Here is an 18,906-nt window from a genome sequence, read left to right as displayed (position 1 = left end):
ATATCCCTGTGACTATCCCTATGGCAGTCCCTATGGCTTCGCAGCGTGTAGAAGTGATCACCGGGCTGGCGGGTCGTCGCCGGTTCAGCGCCGACGAGAAAGTCCGGCTGGTGGAGGAGGCGTTTGCGCCTGGAGTGCAGGTGGCGAGCGTTGCCCGGCGGCTCGGAATTGACCAGAGCCTCCTGTATCGCTGGCGTCGTCAGTTGTTCGGCGACCCACCGCGTCTCCCAGCCTTCACGCCGGTCACGGTAACGGAGTTGTCGACGACGGCGCCGCCGACCTCAGCCGGTGTCATGGAGGTGGAGTTCGCGAGCGGGACGCGCGTGCGGATCAGCGGAGCCGTGGAAGCGTCGGTCGTGACGGCAGCCCTGGTCGTCCTGGCGGAGCGGTCGGCATGATCGTGGTGCCGAGCGGGGTGCGGGTCTGGCTGGCGGGCGGGGTCACTGACATGCGCTGCGGGATGAACTCGCTGGCGCTGAAGGTGCAGGAAGGCCTGGGCCGCGATCCCCATGCCGGTGATCTGTTCGTCTTTCGCGGCCGCCGGGGTGACCTGGTGAAATGTCTCTGGCACGACGGCCTGGGCATGTCCTTGTACGTGAAGCGTTTGGAGAAAGGACGGTTCGTCTGGCCCACCCCGGCGGACGGCGCTGTCGCGATTTCGGCGGCGCAGCTGGGCTATCTGCTCGACGCGATCGATTGGCGCAACCCACAACACACGTTTCGGCCACGGTCGGCGGGATAGCTGCGACAGGGTGAATCAGGGGGTCCCGCGGGCGTGGAAAGTCCAGGATTGCTGCGGCTTTCCGGAGTATACTGGTGGGCATGGACAGCCTGCCCGACGACATCGCCGCCTTGCGCGCCGCGCTTGCTGAAGCGCAGGCGAAGGCAGCTGACGCCGAGGCCCGGCTGGCCCAGGCGGAGGCCAAGCGCTCCGACGATCAGGCCCGGATCGCCACCCTGACCCTCCAGATCGAGAAGCTCCAGCGCGAGCTCTATGGCCAGCGCTCGGAGCGCAAGGCCCGGCTGCTGGATCAGCTCGAGCTGGAGCTGGAAGAGTTGGAGACCAGCGCCAGCGAGGACGAGCTTATTGCCGAACAGGCCGCGGCCAGGACCACGACAGTGGCAGCGTTCGCCCGCAAGCGACCGGCACGCAGAGCGTTCCCTGAGCATCTGCCCCGCGAGCGTGTCGTCATCCCGGCGCCGACCAGCTGCCCGTGCTGCGGGTCGACGCGGCTGAGCAAGTTGGGCGAGACGGTGACGGAGAGTGCCGAGCGCATTCCCGCCTCCTACAAGATCATCCAGACCGTGCGGGAGAAGGTGAGCTGCCGGGATTGCGAGCGGATCAGCCAGGCGCCGGCGCCGTTCCATGCCACGCCCCGGGGCTGGGCCGGACCGAACCTGCTGGCCACCATCCTGGTCGACAAGTTCGCCCATCACTTGCCGCTGAACCGCCAGTGTGAGCGCTTTGCCCGCGAGGGGCTGCCGGTCAGCCTGTCCACCGCCGCCGATCAGGTCGGCCATGCCTGCGCCACCTTGAGGCCGCTCCATACCCTGCTGGAAAAACACGTCCTGGCGGCTGAACGCCTGCACGGCGACGACACCACGGTGCCGGTGCTGGCGAAGGACAAGACCGATACCGGCCGGCTCTGGGTCTATGCCCGCGATGATCGTCCCTTTGCCGGCCAGGCCCCGCCGGCGGCGGTGTTCTACTACTCACGCGACCGCAGCGGCTCGCATCCGGAGGCGCACCTGGCCGGCTATGCGGGCCTGCTCCAAGCCGACGCCTATGCCGGCTACGACCGGCTGTACGCGCCGACCCGGAAGCCGGGACCGGTCACCGACGCCCTTTGTTGGGCACATGCACGTCGGAAGTTTTTCGAGCTGGCGGACATCGCCGCCAAGGCGCGCCGCGGCGGGAAGGCGCCGGAGATTTCTCCGGTGGCGCTGGAGGCGGTGACGCGCATCGACGTGCTGTTCAGCCTGGAGCGCGAGATCAACGGCCTGCCGGCGGTGCAGCGCCTGGACATCCGGCAGGAGAAGGCGAAGCCCCTGGTCGATGAGCTCGAGACCTGGATGCGCGACCATCGCGCGGCGATGTCGAGACACGCTCCTGTGGCGAAGGCGCTGGATTATATGCTGACCCGCTGGCCCCGGTTCACCCGGTTCCTGACGGACGGCCGCGTCTGCCTGACCAACAATGCGGCCGAAAGAGCGCTGCGCGGTGTGGCTCTCGGGCGCCGGGCCTGGATGTTCGCGGGCAGCGACCGGGGCGGCCAGCGTGCTGCGTTCATGTACGGTCTGGTGATCTCCGCCAAGCTGAACGGCATCGATCCACAAGCCTGGCTGGCCGATGTCCTGGCTCGCATCAACGACCTGCCCCAGAACCGCCTGCACGAGCTGCTCCCCTGGGAATGGAAGCAGCGGCGGGCCCCAGCCCTCGCAGCCTGAGCCTATGCCGGCCATTTCGTCCGTCTGCACCATTGCGCGGGCCGCCGAACAGCTGGGCGAAGACGAGGACTGGCTCTGGGATGTCTGTACCGAGATGAACGCCGAGGATGGCTGCCTCTGGGTCTACGGCCCGGGCGAGGAGCAGACCATCGCATTCACGCCGTTCGGCCTTGAGAACCTTCAGGACCTGATCGAGTACTACAAAGCCCATCCCGACCAGCTCAGGCGGCACCACAGCACATGATCTCCGCGGTGCTCACCGGATGAGTACTCCTGAGCCGCCAACAGATGCCGTTCAGCACCCTCTGGTCGTCGGCCCGCGGCATGCCACGTGGCTTGTTCGGAAGCAAGGGTTTGATGATCGACCATTCGAAGTCGGTCAGTTCATAGCGGCGCGCCGTACTCATCAAGGCTCCTCCCCCCACGCCGCTACCCCTTTATGAGTTCATGACCTAGCACTGCCGCGATCCGGCGATGGCCGTAGCTGGGACGTCTGGCGACAGCTTGACGTCACCGGCCTTCCGGTAGGGTCCTCTGGGCTCGGACTGCCCGATTAGGCGGCCGTACAGGCCGGACCGGGAAACTCCGAGAGTTCCGGGGATGGCGGTCATCGGCCAGCGTTTCGTCCGGCCAGATCGGCAGCGAAATCTGTTTTTTGCCAGCGCAGTGTCGAGCGCCTCACGCAGGATCTCGTTCTCCGCGGTCTTGCAGCCGAGAATGCGCTCCAGTTCACGCACTCGCTCCTTCGGTTCGGCGCGCTTCAGCCGCTCCAATGACCTCGTCATCCACACGTACCGCTTCCCTGCCACCCTTGGCCAAGCGACGTCGCCAGTGAAACAGCATGCTCGGCGCAATGCCGTGCTTGTGGGCGATATAGCTGACCGACATTCCGAGCTGGCTGGAATCCGCCACAAACCGGAGCTTCTCCTCAAGGGAGAACCGCCTCCGAAGCTGGACACCGGTGAAGACCTCAATCCGCTGAATCGGCTCATATACAGGTTTGGCCACAGGCATACGCCTATACCTCCGGGCTCGCCCGGTGTCCGGTCGAAACAGGGAGCAGTTCACCAAGGCGTCGGAATAAATTGCCAACGCACACAAAATCCCGCAACAGCAAGGCAAGGATGGTCGCCAGCGTCCCCTCTGCTTCAAAGGAAAGCTCGACGAGGATCCGTCCAAAACGCGAATTGCACTCGAGCCATAAACAGCTACCATTCCGGGACGACCCTCGCCCACCGGTAAAAGTGGGCGAGGTGTTTGCGAACTTGCTGTGGCACCTTCTTCATCAATCTCGCTGACGATGTCCCGAGACCGGATCAAGTAACCTGCTGCGGGCGCATGTCAGACGGATTGATCCCGGCAACAACCACCGGCTTTTTCATAGCGTCGCGCCGAAATGGTTCGCCAAGCTCCTGATTGAGAACCACCTCGATGAAGGTGGTGATTCCTCGAGCTTGATCTTCAACGGCTTGATTAAGTGATGTGGTGAGATCGGTTTGGGTGCGCACCGTAACGCCTTTCAGACCACATCCTTCCGCGACCTTTGCATAGCTGAGCGCTGGATCGAGCTCAGTTCCAACAAAATTGTTATCATACCAAAGCGTGGTATTGCGTTTTTCTGCGCCCCATTGATAGTTGCGGAAGATTACCATCGTGACGCCCGGCCATTCCGGACGCCCGATTGAAGTCATCTCGTTCATTGAGATGCCAAATGCACCGTCACCGGCGAAACCAATCACAGGAACGTCGGGAGCACCGATTTTCGCACCGATGATGGCCGGAAAACCGTAGCCACAAGGTCCAAACATTCCAGGTGCCAGGTACTTGCGCCCTTCATCGAACGAGGGATAAGCATTTCCGATAGCACAGTTATTACCGATGTCTGTCGAAATAATAGCGTTCCGTGGCAAGGCGGCCTGAATAGCACGCCAAGCTTGGCGCGGCGACATCCGGTCGGCGTCTCGCTCACGGGCCTCGGCATTCCAGCTAGTACCGGGATCATCCTCCTCATGGTCCAGAGAGGACAGCATTTGCAGCCAAGCGGACTTGGTCTGGTGAATCAAATTTCGCCGCGCTTCGCGATCGAGATCCCCTGCCGTAGCCGCAAGCTGTTCCAAGAGTTGCTGCGCCACCTGCTTGGCGTCGCCACAAATACCGACGGTTACCCGCTTAGTCAGGCCGATCCGGTCAGGGTTGATATCCACTTGAATGATCTTGGCCTGCTTGGGCCAGTAATCGATTCCGTAACCGGGCAGCGTGGAGAAGGGATTAAGACGTGTGCCAAGCGCCAAAACAACATCAGCCCTGGCGATAAGCTCCATAGCGGCCTTAGAGCCATTGTAGCCAAGGGGTCCAGCAGCCAGAGGGTGACTTCCGGGGAACGCATCATTGTGCTGGTACCCACAGCAAACCGGCGCGTCCAACCGTTCGGCAAGCGCCACCGACTCCGGAATGGCCCCGCCGATGACGACGCCGGCACCATTAAGAATGACAGGAAATCGCGCTTCTGAAAGCAACCGGGCAGCTTCGGCGATGGCGTGCCTACCACCAGCAGGACGCTCCAATCGGACGATCTGTGGCAGCTCGACATCAATGACGTGGGTCCAGTAATCCCGAGGAATGTTGATTTGCGCTGGTGCACAGCCGCGCCATGCCTTCTCGATGACGCGGTTAAGAACCTCCGGAACACGGTTTGGATCACGCACCTCCTCCTGGTAGCACACCATATCTTCAAACAGGGCCATCTGTTCGACCTCTTGGAACCCACCCTGCCCTATCGTTTTATTGGCAGCTTGTGGGGTTACCAAGAGCATAGGGGTGTGGTTCCAGTAGGCTGTTTTGATTGCGGTAACAAAGCCCGTTACGCCGGGCCCATTCTGGGCGATGGCCATGGCCATCTTACCAGTGACACGGGTATAGCCGTCGCAAATCAAGGCCGCATTGCTTTCGTGCGCGCAGTCCCAAAAGGTGATTCCAGCCTTCGGAAATAGGTCCGAGACAGGCATCATAGCTGATCCGATAATGCCGAAGGCATGCTGGATCCCGTGCATCTGTAGGACCTTGATGAAAGCTTCTTCAGTGGTCATTTTCATGACGGTAACCCTTTCGTTGAAAGTATTCGGTGGCCCTGTCGGCGCAGATCGTAGCGCGTTAGGTAGTGTTATCAGTACGCGCTAGAGCGCTGACAGCTTGGCGGCGCCGTTGATCTTGGTCTGGTTGGCCGGTTCGGCTTGTAGCACTTAACCGCCGTCGGCGACCTTCGCGGTCCCACTGCACACGATCGCGCGGCAGGCGCCATTCTTTCACCTCTGCAACGTACCGCGCCCGCTGCCGTACTGCCCCAGGATCAAGGCTGGCATGGCAGCAGACCTCAAGAAAGTCCTCATCCTGCTCAAGTAGCCAGCGTCGGGCAGCCCAAACGTGATCGGCTGTACTGGAAGCCACAGCATCAAGAATGGCTTGGCGGACAACGGCGCGCCAGAGCGCGACCGTTGGATCGGGTGAGGATCGATCAAAGATCTCACTTTTCATCTTCTGCTATCCCTTTCCCACTTGACCCTTGTATTCTGGGCGCGGGCAGAGGACCTGGACGTACATGCAAAGATGAACCCGGCCCGGAGCTAGATTCCCTTACGGTATAAGCGGAGCAGAGCGGCATATTCGCCAAATCGTGAAACTACCATTTTCGGCGCCATCTCTGTACGCTCCCGTTCCGCCGGTCCAGGCGACCACACGCGGAACTATCGCGATTTCTTTGCGTCGCCAACAGGCGACTTAGATGCCGGAGCGATATGATCCGAACGAATCTCAGATGGCATACTGATATGCGAATTTGGGTCTTGGCAGATCATGATGCGTCCTCCCAGCCAGGCACTGTTGGCCTGTTTTTCAGCCAACTGCCCACCTGATCCGTGGGCTACCGCCTTTACGGCTTCTGGTCTCATTGAAAGAGACATTCTGTTTCATAAATCACCGCCGCTGCTCCTTGCGCAAGCAGAAATATGGCCCTACCTACTTTTAGTATCGCGCCACGTCGGCGATGCTGGCTGCCGGCACGCTGAGCCTGAGGTTTCGCCTGTCTGACTAGGTGAGCATGAGCGGCCCGGCGGTCTGATCAGCAGGAATGGCATCGGCGGTAATTAGCCTTGATGAACTGCCGATTCCTGAAAGCGTGTGACCAAATATTATGGTCCGGATAGTGCGGCTTTTCAGCTGCTTGCTGGCCAGAGGCCTGACTTACCGGAGTTGCTATCCGACACGTAGCCCGCGAGTGTTCCCGACACAAAGCTGGCGCATATTGTCCAGACACGGAGTCCTACGCTGGTCGCCATTTTTCACATGTCGCCAGCCTTGCTCCAGATTCTTCCAGAGACGGAAGGCGCTTGCTTGAGGGGTCTCGCGATCCGGCGAGCAGCGCAATTCCGCTTCGCTAACCGAATCTCCAGATCCCCGGCCCGGTTTGCCTTCCTTGGCAGAATGTAATGTTCTCCCTGAGCAAACGGGCAAAATGGGTAGGATGTTATTTTTCCTTGCGCTCACCGGCAGACAGGTGGATTGATGAAACACAACGTCTCTCTACATGAGACGATTGGCCGAAAAAGAGCAGACCGTGACGTGGAGCCATAGTCTCCAGAATGCGGGCGAAAAGCTCTCGAAAGCGAGCGGATAGCTCTTGGCTGGGAGGATGCGCTATGATCCGTCTGACTGCGGATTACCAGACTGAAACACCGCCTGCTGCCTCCGACCCGGTAGACCTAAAGGGGGCGGGAGAGCGGATCCTTGCCGTGCTCGAAACTGTTGCCGCAGCCGGCCGGCCTATCCTCATTCGGGAAATCATCGACCGGCTCGAGTTGCCAAAGCCAACTGCACATCGGCTGGTTGGAGCCCTTGAGGAGAAGGGATATCTGACGCGGAATCTGGATCGTCGCGCAATAATGATCGGGCCGCGGCTTAGACACTTGGCGCTCGATGCGCTACGGGCTGCTCTGGCCGATGCGCCTGCACGTGCGATTTTGCGCAATCTGAGCTTTGAACTTGGCGAGACTTGCAACGTTGGTGTTTTTGACGGGGGCGATGTTGTCTATCTCGACCGCGTTGAAGCCGGCAACTCGCCTCTCCGGCTCAATTTCGGCGTTGGATCGCGCGTCCCGCTGCACTGTACAGCAATGGGAAAGCTGTTCCTGGCGCATCTGTCCGACACATTACAAGCGCGGATACTTCAAGGCTTATCGCTGCCCCGCTTCACAGACCATACCCTGTGCAATCCTGAACTTTTGCTCCGTGAACTCATCGCAATCCGCGCAAGCAGTTATGCGGTTGATGACGAAGAGTATGTGCCGGGCGTGTTTTGTACCGCCGTTCCCATTCGCAACGGTGCCGGCCGCGTGATTGCCGCGCTTGCCATTCAGGCACCGAAGGCCAGGGTTACACGCGCCAACATCGCCACCCATCTGCCGATACTGCTCGGCGCCGCAAACGCCCTTGCTCCGGTATTTGGCGAATGCATGCAGTCGGCGGAAACCAGCAACGAAGCTGCGCCGCCGACGAGTGGCTCCGGCCTCACGGATCCTCCAACAGATCGGTGTCACACCTGACGCACAGCCGGTCCAACCAGGATCAGGCATGCTATTGCGCAGCTGCTCCCCAACAGGGCTTTGCTGTCCACTGAAGGAGGGAATCATGGCCGGCGCATTTGCGCTTCAGAACGGGTGTCCGGAACGGCTTTTAACCCGGGCGGGGATGTCTGAGGCTGTTCCGGCTGCGGTGGTCGCAGCTGGATCGGCGGTGGCGCTCGCAGGCGCGTGGCGGGCCGCCCAACATGGTCTAATCGAGCCAGTACTCGTTGGCGACCCCGACATTATTACACGAAAGGCCCGCGAGATTGGTTGGAATCTGCATGGTGCCTGCGTAATCCCAGCTCAGGACGAGACAAGCGCGGCACGCTTGTCCGTTGCCCTAGCCCGCTCCGGTGAGGTTGGCATTCTGATGAAGGGCCATCTTCATACCGATACTCTTCTGTCCGCTGCCCTTGACCGGCAGCATGGCCTGCGCATCGGTCGGCGGTTCACACATGCGTTCCACATGACAGTGCCATCCACAGGACGCGAACTCATCATCACCGATGCTGCCGTAAATATTGCGCCCGATGTGGACACCAAACTTGATATCATCCGCAACGCCGTTGAACTTGCGAAATTGCTTGGCTGTACGGAGCCCCGGGTGGCGCTCCTGTCCTGTACAGAGGAAGTCACGCACCGCGTTCCCTCGTCGATCGATGCAGCTGAGCTGACCCGGCGCTGTGCTGCAGGTGCGGTTGAGGGGGCCCGTGTCTTTGGTCCAATGGCACTTGATCTTGCCGTATCGGTCGAGGCGGCGCGCATCAAGGGACTGAACCATCCCTGTGCAGGCGTAGCCGATGTGCTGGTCGTGCCAAGCATCGATACCGGGAACGCGCTTTTCAAAATGATGGTGCATTTTCTTGGGGCGGTCGCAGCCGGCGTGGTTCTGGGCGCTGCGGTTCCGATCATATTGACCTCGCGGGCCGATCCGCCGGAAGCGCGCATCGCCGCCGCGGCGATTGCCAAAATTCTGGCCAGCAGCAGGTCAACGGACTTGCCGCCGCTGGTCCAGACTGGACCAGCAATACAGGCCGTGACCGGCCTCTAGCTCACTTCGCCGGAACCGAGCCAATCAGGAAGCTCGGATATGTCTCTACAACCTGGGAGGAGAATGATGAAGAAAGTAAATGCTCACCTTCTCGGCCTCAGCATCGCCGCACTGGTCGCTGCATCCACCGGGACGGCCCACGCACAGGAAAAATATCCCTCACGGCCGATCGAGGTTATTGCCACTTTTGGGCCTGGTGGCGGTGCCGATCTGATGGCGCGCCAGTTCGCCCGTTTAGCGGAAAAAGAACTCGGCGTTGCCATGCCCGTTGTCAATATTTCCGGCGCGTCCGGCAATGCTGGGCTTACCCGGGTGCTGACCAACGCACCGGATGGATATACGGTGGGCACCCTGATCGCCTTGTCCGTGTCAGCCTGGGGTGCGGGTCTTGGCAGCGCCAAGCCCGACGACTTCGCCTATGTCGCGATGACCCAGAATTCGCCCTCGATGCTCTTCGTGTCCAAGGACAGCCAGATCCAGAGCTATGATGATTTTGCCAAGCTGGCGAAAGAAGCTCCAGGCAAGCTACGCGTCGCCACGTCTGGCTATGGCACCCAGGACGATATTACGCTGAAGTACCTGGCAACCGTGGGCGTGAAAACAACCAATGTTCCCTTCGCCAAGCCCGCCGAGCGTTACGCCTCTACCGTGGGCCGGCATACAGACGCTATCTATGAGGAACCTGGCGACGTGGTCCAGTTCCTTAAGTCTGGCGACCTAAAGCCGATCATCACCTTTGACGAAGTGCGTCATCCCGCTTTCCCCGACGTCCCGACCTCGGCTGAACTCGGGATGAAAATCAACGACCTGCCGAATTTCCGCACCATTGTTGTGCCGGCCCAGACTCCGCCGGAGCGGGTACAGACCCTGCATGCCGTCGCCCAGAAGGTCCTGGCGAGCCCGGAATGGCAGAAGTTCTGCGAGGAAACCTATACCTGCGTTGAGGGTACCTACCCGCCTGAAAAGGTCAAGGACACGGTGGAGCGGTTCTACGAGAACGTAAAAGGGTACATGGCCCGCTTCAAAGACAAGGAATAATCCGTGGGCATGTGCACGAGGATCCAAGCGGACCCGTCCCGCTTGGATCCTGCTTGAAAGCAAAAACTCCAGGAGAGACCGATGTCGTTGCTCCCCACCAGCGTGCGGCGCACTGCGGGTCCGATCGCCTTCCTCGTCGGCGCCCTCGTGCTCTGGAACCACATCGTCCAAGATCCCGATATGCTGGACGGCATGCCCGGGCTCGTCGGTCCTGCCGGTTGGCCCAGATTCATGCTCATCGGCATCGGCATCTGTGCGCTGATCTGGCTGTTGATCGAATTTAGAGCCAGCATGCTTCACCTCAAAGAGGACCCCATCAGCCATGGCGGGGTGCTGGAGGAGGCAGCAGCGGCGGCTCCAGCCACGGCTGCGCCGGACGAGCACGCCTATAACAAGCGCCGCGCGGCTGTGGGGTTGGCCCTTGTGATCCTGTACGGCTTGGCGATCCCCCAAATCGGCTTTCTGCTCTCGACCCTGGCCTATATCGCGCTCTGGTGTCTGTTCGGAGGGGTGCGGCGGCCAAGCATCGTCGTTCCCGTCACGCTGCTGGGGACCCTCGCAATTCTCTACATGTTCGTAATGCTCGCGCAAATGCCGCTCGACCGGGGGCATGGCGTTTTCGACGAATTGACGGTGTATATGTACCGCGCCCTCGGCATTTACTGATCCATGCGGGAGGAAGACCATGGAAACGTTTGACCTACTCCTCACCGGCATGGCTGGCGCCTTTGATCCGCACAATTTCCTGATGCTGGTCGTTGGCCTGATGATCGGTGTTGTGGCCGGCGCGCTCCCGGGAATTTCCTTTGTGAATGCCATGGCCATGGCCTTGCCTTTCACTTACCTGATGGCGCCAGTCACAGCCATGACGTTCCTGGGGGCCATCTATGTGGGGGGAGTCTTTGGTGGCTCGATATCCTCTATCTTAATCAATATTCCGGGCACGCCTGCATCCCTTCCGTCCTGCTGGGACGGCTATCCGATGACCCGCAAAGGGCTATCGATGCGCGCCCTTGGCATCGCAATTACGGCGTCTGCGTGCGGCGGCATTGCGAGTGCCCTACTGCTGACCTTTGGATCTCCACCCTTTGCACGCTTTGCCTTAACATTCGATCAACCAGAGTTTTTCGCCGCGACTGTGCTCGGGCTTGCCAGTGTTATTGCGATCGCCAAGGACGCGCCGCTACTGAGCACCTTGTCACTGTTCGTGGGATTGCTGATTGGCACGATGGGCATCGACCCGATGTACGGCATGACCCGCCTTACTTTCGGCGTTCCTGAACTAGAGAGCGGCATCAACTTCACGGTGGTTATGATCGGCCTATTTGCGATCGGCGAAGTGATCGACCTGATCTGTGCGCCCGCGAGCAAAAAAGGTATCGTAAAGCAGGCTCCCGGTCGCCAAATTTATTTCCGAGATATCTGGAAGATAAAAGGATCTATCCTTCGCGGCGGCGGTCTGGGCTGCATGATCGGAATGATCCCAGGTGCCGGTGCGACGGTGGGAGCTGTGATTGCCTACGGTGTTGAGCGGCAAGCATCAGGGCGTGGCCATGAGTTTGGAACTGGTGTTGAGCAAGGCCTCGCCGCGCCTGAAGCGGCCAAGAACGCCACCACCGGCGCGGCCCTAATCCCTCTTCTGACGCTTGGAATTCCCGGCAGTGCGGCCACTGCGATTATGCTTGCAGCTATGCTGATCCATGGCCTGAACCCGGGCCCAATGTTATTCGCCACCAATGCCAACCTCGTTTACACCATATTTGTGAGCATGTTGGCCGCCAATTTGCTGATGGTTGTCGCCGCATTCGGCGTGGCGCGCGGCTTCTCGACGCTGATGCGGGTTCCGCCGGCCATCCTCGGCGCCTTTATCATTGTGTTGAGCGTGGTCGGCGCCTACGGGGTCCGTAACAACATCTTTGATGTGTATGTCTGTCTCGCGTTTGGAGTCGCCGGCTTCTTTATGAAGCATCTGCACTTTCCATCCGCACCGCTGGTGCTGGGCGTGATCCTTGGCCCCCTTGCCGAGCGCTATTTTTTGACGTCGTTGGCCAGCTATGAGCAGGATCCAACGATTTTCTTCACGCGGCCGATCAGCGGCACAATCATAGGCCTTTCGCTGATCTTCGTGGTCTGGTCACTTTGGCCGATCATCCGGCCGCTGTTTTCCCGAGCCCCTCGCCAGCCTCGCCGCACCGCCGCCGACAACTTGGTCGGCTCGGCACGGCCACGATAACTCCAACCGGGAGAATCCACCATGAGCAGCATTGCTGTGGAGCCAAAAACCGTCCAAACCGACGCGCGCGCTATCATTGCTGACCTCGTGGCGCGGGCGCGAACCGCCCAGCATGCCTTCGCCAATGCCACGCAGGAGCAGACTGATGATGCCGTCGCGGCTCTCGCCTGGTCACTTTATGAGCCCACGCGGGCGCGGGAAATTGCCGAGCTCGCTGTTGCCGACACCGGGCTCGGCAACGTTGCCGACAAGGTTATAAAGAAACAGCGGAAAACATTTGGAACGCTGCGGGACCTCCTGCGAGTCCGCTCGGTTGGCATCATCGAGGAGGACGCCGCAAAGGGTATCGTTAAATACGCCAAGCCGATGGGCGTGGTCGCTGCGGTCACGCCCTCGACCAATCCGGGCGCCACCCCTGTCAACAAGGCCATGATGGCGATCAAGGGACGGAATGCCATCATCATTGCTCCTTCGCCGATGGGGTCGGCCACTACCGCACGTGTGGTCGATTATATGCGCAAGGAACTCGCTCGTATCGGCGCCCCCGCGGACCTCGTGCAGATGGTGCCGCCGCCGATTACAAAGGATCTGACCCAGGCTTTGATGGAAGCCGTTGACTTGGTTGTCGTCACAGGATCCCAGGATAATGTTCGTCGTGCAGCAACGTGCGGTACGCCGAATATTGGCGTAGGGGCAGGTAATGTCCCCGTTATTATTGATGAGAGCGCGAATCTTTCCGAGGCAGCGCAGAAGATTCATGCCTCGAAGACCTTCGACAATTCGACATCGTGCTCTTCCGAGAACGCGGTGATCATTCTCGACGCGGTTTATGATCGCGCAATCGCCGCGTTGAACGATGTGGGCGGATATTTGTGCACCGCCGAGGAAAAGCAGCGCGTGCAAGAGGCGCTTTGGCAAAATGGCAAGCTGAACCGGAACCTGATCGCCCGTGATGCGGACATACTCGCCCGCAGTTTCAACTTGCCCGCCGCAGCTGAGAAAGCCCGCTTCTTTATGGTCGAGGAAACCGGCGTTGGCAAAGGCTTCCCCTTCTCCGGCGAGAAGCTGTCACTGGTGCTGACGGTCTACCGTGCTTCCGATTTCGAGACGGCCATGGACCGGGTGCGCGAGATCTTGGAGCACCAGGGCAAGGGTCATTCCTGCGGCATCCACACCCAGACCCCAGATCACGCGCGGCGTCTGGCCGAGGAATTGGACGTAGTGCGGGTGCTCGTCAATTTTGCCCACACCTTCGGCAATGGCGGAGGTTTCAACAGCGGCCTGAACTTCACGCTGAGCATGGGGTGTGGCAGCTGGCAGAAGAATTCCATCTCCGAGAACCTCAACTACAAGCACTTTCTCAACATTACTCATCTCGTTACGCCAATTCCGGAGGACAAGCCGAGCGAGGACGATCTCTTCGGGCCTTTCTGGGCACGTCACGGACGCTAAGGAGAAGGCCATGAACTTCGAAGAGCATGCTGGTAAGACCGTCCTTGCACGCGCTGGCATCCCGATTCCCCGCGGCCGGCTTTGCCTTACCCCCGCCGAGGCGGGCGATGCCGCGCGCGAGATTGGCGCGGTGGTCGTCAAGGCACAGGTCCCAACCGGGAAGCGTGGAAAAGCTGGTGGTGTCAAGCTCGCGGCGACACCCGAGGAAGCCACTGCAGCGGCGGAGGCGATCATTGGCATGGAAATCGGGGGGCACCCGGTTCGGCATGTTCTTGTCGAGGAGCGCGCCGACATCGCCCGGGAGTTCTATGCCGCGGTATTGAACGATCCTACAAGCCGCAGCCCTCTGGTGCTGTTCTCAACAGAGGGCGGGATGGACATTGAAGAGGTTGCAGCAGAACGGCCGGATGCGCTCCGTCGCATGGCTGTGGACATTCGCGTGGGCTTTCAGGCGGCCGATGCGCGCCGGCTCCTGCTCGGCCTTGATCTAGGGGATGCGAGCGGAGCGGTTGCGGACTTCTTGGCCGAGCTTTACCGGGTTTATCGCACACACGACGCCGAACTGGTTGAGGTCAATCCCTTGGCCCTCCTCGGCGACGGGCGGGTGGTGCCAGTAGATTGCAAGCTCACGCTGGACGACAGCGCCCTGTACCGCCAGGCTGAGATCGCGCCACTCGGCTCGCCGGAGACCCTAACCGACTTGGAAGAACGTGGTCGCGACCTGCATTTGAAGTACATCCAGCTGGAGGGCAATGTCGGCGTCCTTGCCAATGGGGCTGGCCTGACGATGACCACTATGGATGTGATCAGCCACTTCGGCGGGCGGCCGGCAAACTTCCTAGAGATTGGTGGCGAAGCCTACACCAAAGGGACGGAGGCGCTTGATCTTGTGCTCTCGAACCCTGGGGTCCGGAGCCTGGTCATCAACTTCTGCGGCGCTTTTGCCCGCACGGACGTGATGGCCGACGGTGTGGTGAAAGCCTGGAAAGAGCTCAAGCCCACCCTGCCCGTGTTTTTCTCGATCCATGGCACTGGCGAGGATGAGGCGGTTCGCTTAGTCCGCGCGGAGTTGGGCGTTGAGCCCTATGACCTGATGGAGGACGCCGTCAAGGCGGCCGTGGAGGCAGCACAATGATCATACGCAAAACAGACCGTGTCTTGGTTCAAGGAATTACCGGCCGCCAGGGCACCTTCTGGACTGAGCAGATGCAGGCCTACGGCACCACTGTGGTGGGCGGCGTCAATCCTAAAAAGGCGGGTACGACACACTGCAATGTCCCGATCTTTGCCACAGCCGCGGACGCCATGCAGGGCGCCCCGTTCGATGTCGCTGTGATGTTCATTCCGCCCTCTGCCGCGCTGGCAGCGGCGCTGGATGCCATTGAAGCCGGCGTCAAAACACTGGTGGTGCTGACCGAGCACATTCCGTCCCAGGATATCATGCATATGCATGCCGCAGCCGAGGACCGAGGCACCCGGATTGTGGGGCCCAACACCGCTGGGCTAGTGACGCCGGGTGAGTGCTTTGTTGGCATTATGCCGGCATTCAACCCGCGTGTGTTTCAGCCGGGCCGCATCGGGGTTGTCTCGCGCAGCGGCAGTCTTGGGACCCTGGTTTGCCTCAACCTGGTTCGGGACGGGCTTGGCCAGTCGGCCTTTATCGGCATCGGCGGCGATCCCATGATCGGAACCACCACACGCGACGCCGTAACGGCCCTGGTCGCGGACGAGCGGACCGAAGCTATAGTGCTCGTTGGGGAGATCGGCGGCACAATGGAGGAGGAGGCGGCCGAGGTGGTCGCCCAAACCACGAAACCCGTGGTGTCCTTCATCGCTGGAGCGGCATCGCCGCCCGGCAAGAAAATGGGACATGCCGGCGCTATCGTTAGCGGAAATCGCGGCAGCTACGCCTCGAAGCGAGAGGCTCTGGAACAGGCCGGCGCCATTGTTGTCGATGTCCCCGGGGAAGTACCAGGCGCTCTGCGGCGCTTGGCCGGCACTAGTGGGCCGAGCACCGAGCTCGGCAAGGTTGACCATACAGTCACGGCAGGACAAGACCGCATATGACAACGTCAGATGAGCGCGACCGCCACCTGCTTCCCCGCTTCGCGTTCGACCCGCAGCCGACAGATGTGTCGGGATGGGCTGATCCGAGGCCGCGGGCGGGAACCTGGCTGGAACAATACTTCTCCCCGCGAGAGAAGGTCGACACCTCACCGAAGGTCCACGACGAGGTAAAGTATACAACCTGCTATATGTGTGCCTGTCGATGCGGGATCAAGGTTCACCTCCAAGACGAGAAAATTCGCTTCCTTGAGGGTAACCGTCGGCACCCGGTTAATCGGGGGGTGATCTGCGCGAAGGGCTCGGCCGGCATCATGACCCAGTACTCGCCGGCGAAGCTGCGCAAGCCGCTGCTGCGCACCGGCGAGCGGGGCGCCGGGGAGTTCCGCGAGATCGAATGGGAAGAAGTATTTGAGATTCTTGCCCACCGGCTCGGGCGTATCCGTGCAACGGACCCGCGCAAGCTTGCCTTCTTTACAGGGCGAGACCAGAGCCAGTCGCTGACGGGCTTCTGGGCCAGCCAGTTCGGGACGCCGAATTATGCAGCGCATGGCGGCTTTTGCTCGGTCAACATGGCCGCCGCCGGGATGTACACGGTTGGCGGCAGCTTTTGGGAGTTCGGAGAACCGGATTGGGACCGTGCGCGGTACTTCCTGCTTTTCGGGGTTGCCGAGGATCACGACAGCAACCCGCTCAAGATCGGCATGTCGCGGCTGAAGAAGGCCGGCGCGAAGTTCGTCTCCATTAACCCGGTCAAGACCGGGTATTCCGCGATTGCGGATGAGTGGATTGGCATTCGGCCCGGCACGGATGGCTTATTCGTTTTGGCCCTGATCCACGAGTTGCTGCGAAGCAACTGTGTCGATCTTGAGTATCTCGTGCGCTACACCAATGCCCCTTGGCTCGTAATCCAGAACCCTGGCGGTGCGGACGATGGGCTGTTCGCACGCGATGCCGAGAACCAACCGCTGGCCTGGGACGTCACGGAGCAGCGCGTAGTTGCTGCCACTGGAGCGGATATCCGGCCGGCGGTGGTCGGTACCTTCGAACTGCCGGACGGACGGCGGGCGGTGCCGTCCTTCCAACTGCTGGCTGAACGCTATCTCGACCCGTCCTATGCGCCGGAGGCAATTGCAGACCGTTGTGGCATCTCGGCCGAGACAATCCGGCGCATTGCCGGCGAGATCGCACATGTCGCCTTCAACGAGACCGTTGTGATTGAGCAGCCCTGGACCGACTGGGCCGGACGTCGGCATGAGCGCATGGTGGGGCGGCCTGTTGCGGTGCACGCAATGCGTGGCATCTCAGCCCATTCCAATGGGTTTCACACCTGCCGGGCTCTGCACCTTCTGCAGTTGCTGCTGGGCGCCGTGGATACCCCCGGCAGCTGGCGTTACAAGTCCCCCTATCCGAAGTCAGCTCCGCCGGGTCCGCGGCCATGCGGCAAAAAAGGCGATGTCAAAGCCGGAAACTCCATGGCCGGCGTCCCGCTTGGCTATCCAATGGGACCCGAGGATTTGCTGGTTGATGATGAGGGACGGCCGCTGCGCATCGACAAGGCGTTCAGCTGGGACGCCCCGCTTTCTGTTCACGGCCTCATGCATATGGTTGTGCGGAACGCCTGGCAAGGTGACCCGTACCGCATTGACACGCTGTTCATGTACATGGCGAACATGGCGTGGAACTCGTCGATGAACACGTCCGAGACGATGCGGATGTTGGCCGACAAGGATCCCGAGACTGGCGAATACCGCATCCCCTTCATCGTGTATTGCGACGCCTACGATTCGGAGATGGTGGCCTTCGCGGATCTTGTGCTCGCCGATACCACTTACTTCGAGCGCTGGGATGCGATCTCACTGCTTGATCGCCCCATCGGCAGTGCTGAGGGCCCGGGTGACTCAATCCGGCATCCGGTCCTCAAACCCGATCGGGATGTGCGCCCGTTCCAGGATGTGCTGATCGAACTTGGCGCGCGCCTGGGCCTGCCGGCGTTCACCAATCCTGATGGCCGCCCGAAGTACCCAGGCGGGTACCCCGACTACATTGTAAATCACGAGCGCAAGCCCGGTGTTGGCGCGCTCGCAGGCTGGCGCGGCACAGACGGGAACACCGTGGGCAAAGGCGCTCCCAATCCGCGCCAACTCGAACAGTACGTACAAAATCAGTGCTTCTGGCGTCACGAGTTACCGATGGAGCAGCAGTTCTTCAAGTTCGCTAACAAGGCCTATCTTGAGGGGGCCACAGCCATGGGCCTGCTCGACAAGCCCGAACCCATCATCCATCAACTCTACAGTGAGCCGCTGCAACGCTTCCGCTTGGCAGCCCGCGGTCATGGTCCTGTGACCGCGCCGGCCAACCGCCGTGAACGCGTGGAGCGCTACTTTGACCCACTGCCCTTCTGGTACATGCCCTTTGAAGAGGAGTCTTTGGACGGTGCGTCCTATCCTCTTCACGCAATCACGCAACGGCCTATGCCGATGTATCACTCCTGGGGCACTCAGAACGCCTGGTTGCGCCAAATCCTAGCCCGCAATGAGCTCTACCTTAACCGTTCTATGGGCGAGCGGATCGGGCTCAAAAGCGGCGATTGGGCTTGGCTCTCGAGCCCACATGGGCGAGTTAAGGTCCAGGTCGGGCTGATGGAGGGTGTTAATCCTCATACGGTCTGGACGTGGAACGCCATTGGCAAACGAACCGGTGCTTGGAACCTGAAGTCCGACGCACCTGAATACCGCCAGGGCTTCCTTATCAATCACCTGATTTCGGAATTGCTGCCTGAGCATGGTGGATATCGCCACTCCAACTCCGACCCGGTGACCGGACAGGCGGCTTGGTTCGATTTGCGCGTGCGGATCGAGAAGGCAGCGCCAGAAGAGGCAGGCGAAACCTGGCCGATTTTCCCAGCCCAGGCTCGGCCACCTGGTCTCGAGCCGCCGGCGGACAACTTACGATACGGAGCCGAGTTCCGCGAGAAGCGCGTCCGTACCCGAGGGAGACCCTGA

The 18,906-nt window shown here is 60.8% G+C and carries 15 protein-coding genes and 1 pseudogene; 13 read left to right on the top strand and 3 right to left on the bottom strand.

Annotated features, from left to right (window positions below):
• Nucleotides 1–20 precede the first annotated feature (20 nt).
• From tnpA to DOL89_RS22140, 4 genes are all read left to right on the top strand, one after another.
• Nucleotides 21–398, top strand: a complete 378-nt coding sequence (tnpA, locus tag DOL89_RS22155) for an IS66-like element accessory protein TnpA (protein ID WP_119680993.1) — start codon at nt 21–23, stop codon at nt 396–398.
• Nucleotides 395–742: an IS66 family insertion sequence element accessory protein TnpB gene (tnpB, locus tag DOL89_RS22150; protein WP_119680994.1), complete on the top strand. Its 348-nt coding sequence runs from the start codon at nt 395–397 to the stop codon at nt 740–742. Before tnpA ends, tnpB begins: the two co-directional genes overlap by 4 nt.
• 80 nt (nt 743–822) lie before the next feature.
• Nucleotides 823–2,448 (top strand): IS66 family transposase, encoded by a 1,626-nt coding sequence (gene tnpC / locus DOL89_RS22145; protein ID WP_119681547.1) that lies wholly within the window; start codon nt 823–825, stop codon nt 2,446–2,448.
• Between the two features lie 4 nt (nt 2,449–2,452).
• Nucleotides 2,453–2,692: a hypothetical protein gene (locus DOL89_RS22140; protein ID WP_119681546.1), complete on the top strand. Its 240-nt coding sequence runs from the start codon at nt 2,453–2,455 to the stop codon at nt 2,690–2,692.
• Nucleotides 2,693–2,708: 16 nt separating this feature from the next.
• On the opposite strand, the pseudogene DOL89_RS22135 reads toward DOL89_RS22140, so the two are convergent.
• From DOL89_RS22135 to xsc, 3 genes and pseudogenes are all read right to left on the bottom strand, one after another.
• Nucleotides 2,709–2,855, bottom strand: a pseudogene (locus tag DOL89_RS22135) (transposase); the annotation flags it as partial.
• Between the two features lie 322 nt (nt 2,856–3,177).
• Entirely contained in the window at nt 3,178–3,462 is a 285-nt protein-coding gene (locus tag DOL89_RS25185) for a transposase (RefSeq protein ID WP_162937798.1), read from the bottom strand.
• A gap of 302 nt (nt 3,463–3,764) precedes the next feature.
• Nucleotides 3,765–5,540: a sulfoacetaldehyde acetyltransferase gene (xsc, locus tag DOL89_RS22125; protein WP_119681544.1), complete on the bottom strand. Its 1,776-nt coding sequence runs from the start codon at nt 5,538–5,540 to the stop codon at nt 3,765–3,767.
• 1,599 nt (nt 5,541–7,139) lie between these two features.
• Between xsc and DOL89_RS22115 the strand changes: the two genes are divergently transcribed.
• The 9 genes from DOL89_RS22115 to DOL89_RS22075 all read left to right on the top strand — a co-directional run bounded on the left by DOL89_RS22115 (nt 7,140) and on the right by DOL89_RS22075 (nt 18,906).
• On the top strand, nt 7,140–8,042 hold the full coding sequence (locus DOL89_RS22115; protein ID WP_119681542.1) for an IclR family transcriptional regulator: 903 nt from the start codon (nt 7,140–7,142) through the stop codon (nt 8,040–8,042).
• An 85-nt stretch (nt 8,043–8,127) separates the two neighbouring features.
• Entirely contained in the window at nt 8,128–9,114 is a 987-nt protein-coding gene (locus tag DOL89_RS22110; RefSeq protein ID WP_119681541.1) for a bifunctional enoyl-CoA hydratase/phosphate acetyltransferase, read from the top strand.
• Between the two features lie 63 nt (nt 9,115–9,177).
• Nucleotides 9,178–10,152 (top strand): tripartite tricarboxylate transporter substrate binding protein, encoded by a 975-nt coding sequence (locus tag DOL89_RS22105; RefSeq protein WP_119681540.1) that lies wholly within the window; start codon nt 9,178–9,180, stop codon nt 10,150–10,152.
• Nucleotides 10,153–10,233: 81 nt separating this feature from the next.
• Nucleotides 10,234–10,818 (top strand): tripartite tricarboxylate transporter TctB family protein, encoded by a 585-nt coding sequence (locus DOL89_RS22100; RefSeq protein WP_119681539.1) that lies wholly within the window; start codon nt 10,234–10,236, stop codon nt 10,816–10,818.
• A 19-nt stretch (nt 10,819–10,837) separates the two neighbouring features.
• Nucleotides 10,838–12,385: a tripartite tricarboxylate transporter permease gene (locus DOL89_RS22095; protein ID WP_119681538.1), complete on the top strand. Its 1,548-nt coding sequence runs from the start codon at nt 10,838–10,840 to the stop codon at nt 12,383–12,385.
• 21 nt (nt 12,386–12,406) lie between these two features.
• The gene (gene sauS / locus DOL89_RS22090; protein ID WP_119681537.1) at nt 12,407–13,837 is read left to right on the top strand and encodes an acylating sulfoacetaldehyde dehydrogenase; all 1,431 of its coding nucleotides are present in this window, start codon (nt 12,407–12,409) and stop codon (nt 13,835–13,837) included.
• Between the two features lie 10 nt (nt 13,838–13,847).
• Nucleotides 13,848–14,972, top strand: a complete 1,125-nt coding sequence (gene sucC / locus DOL89_RS22085) for an ADP-forming succinate--CoA ligase subunit beta (protein ID WP_119681536.1) — start codon at nt 13,848–13,850, stop codon at nt 14,970–14,972.
• Nucleotides 14,969–15,904 (top strand): succinate--CoA ligase subunit alpha, encoded by a 936-nt coding sequence (locus DOL89_RS22080; protein WP_119681535.1) that lies wholly within the window; start codon nt 14,969–14,971, stop codon nt 15,902–15,904. Before sucC ends, DOL89_RS22080 begins: the two co-directional genes overlap by 4 nt.
• On the top strand, nt 15,901–18,906 hold the full coding sequence (locus DOL89_RS22075) for a molybdopterin oxidoreductase family protein (protein WP_119681534.1): 3,006 nt from the start codon (nt 15,901–15,903) through the stop codon (nt 18,904–18,906). The genes DOL89_RS22080 and DOL89_RS22075 overlap by 4 nt, the downstream gene beginning before the upstream one ends.

The organism is Indioceanicola profundi (assembly GCF_003568845.1).
GTDB classification, from domain to species: Bacteria; Pseudomonadota; Alphaproteobacteria; order Azospirillales; family Azospirillaceae; genus Indioceanicola; species Indioceanicola profundi.
This window is presented reverse-complemented; position numbering and strand designations above follow the sequence as displayed.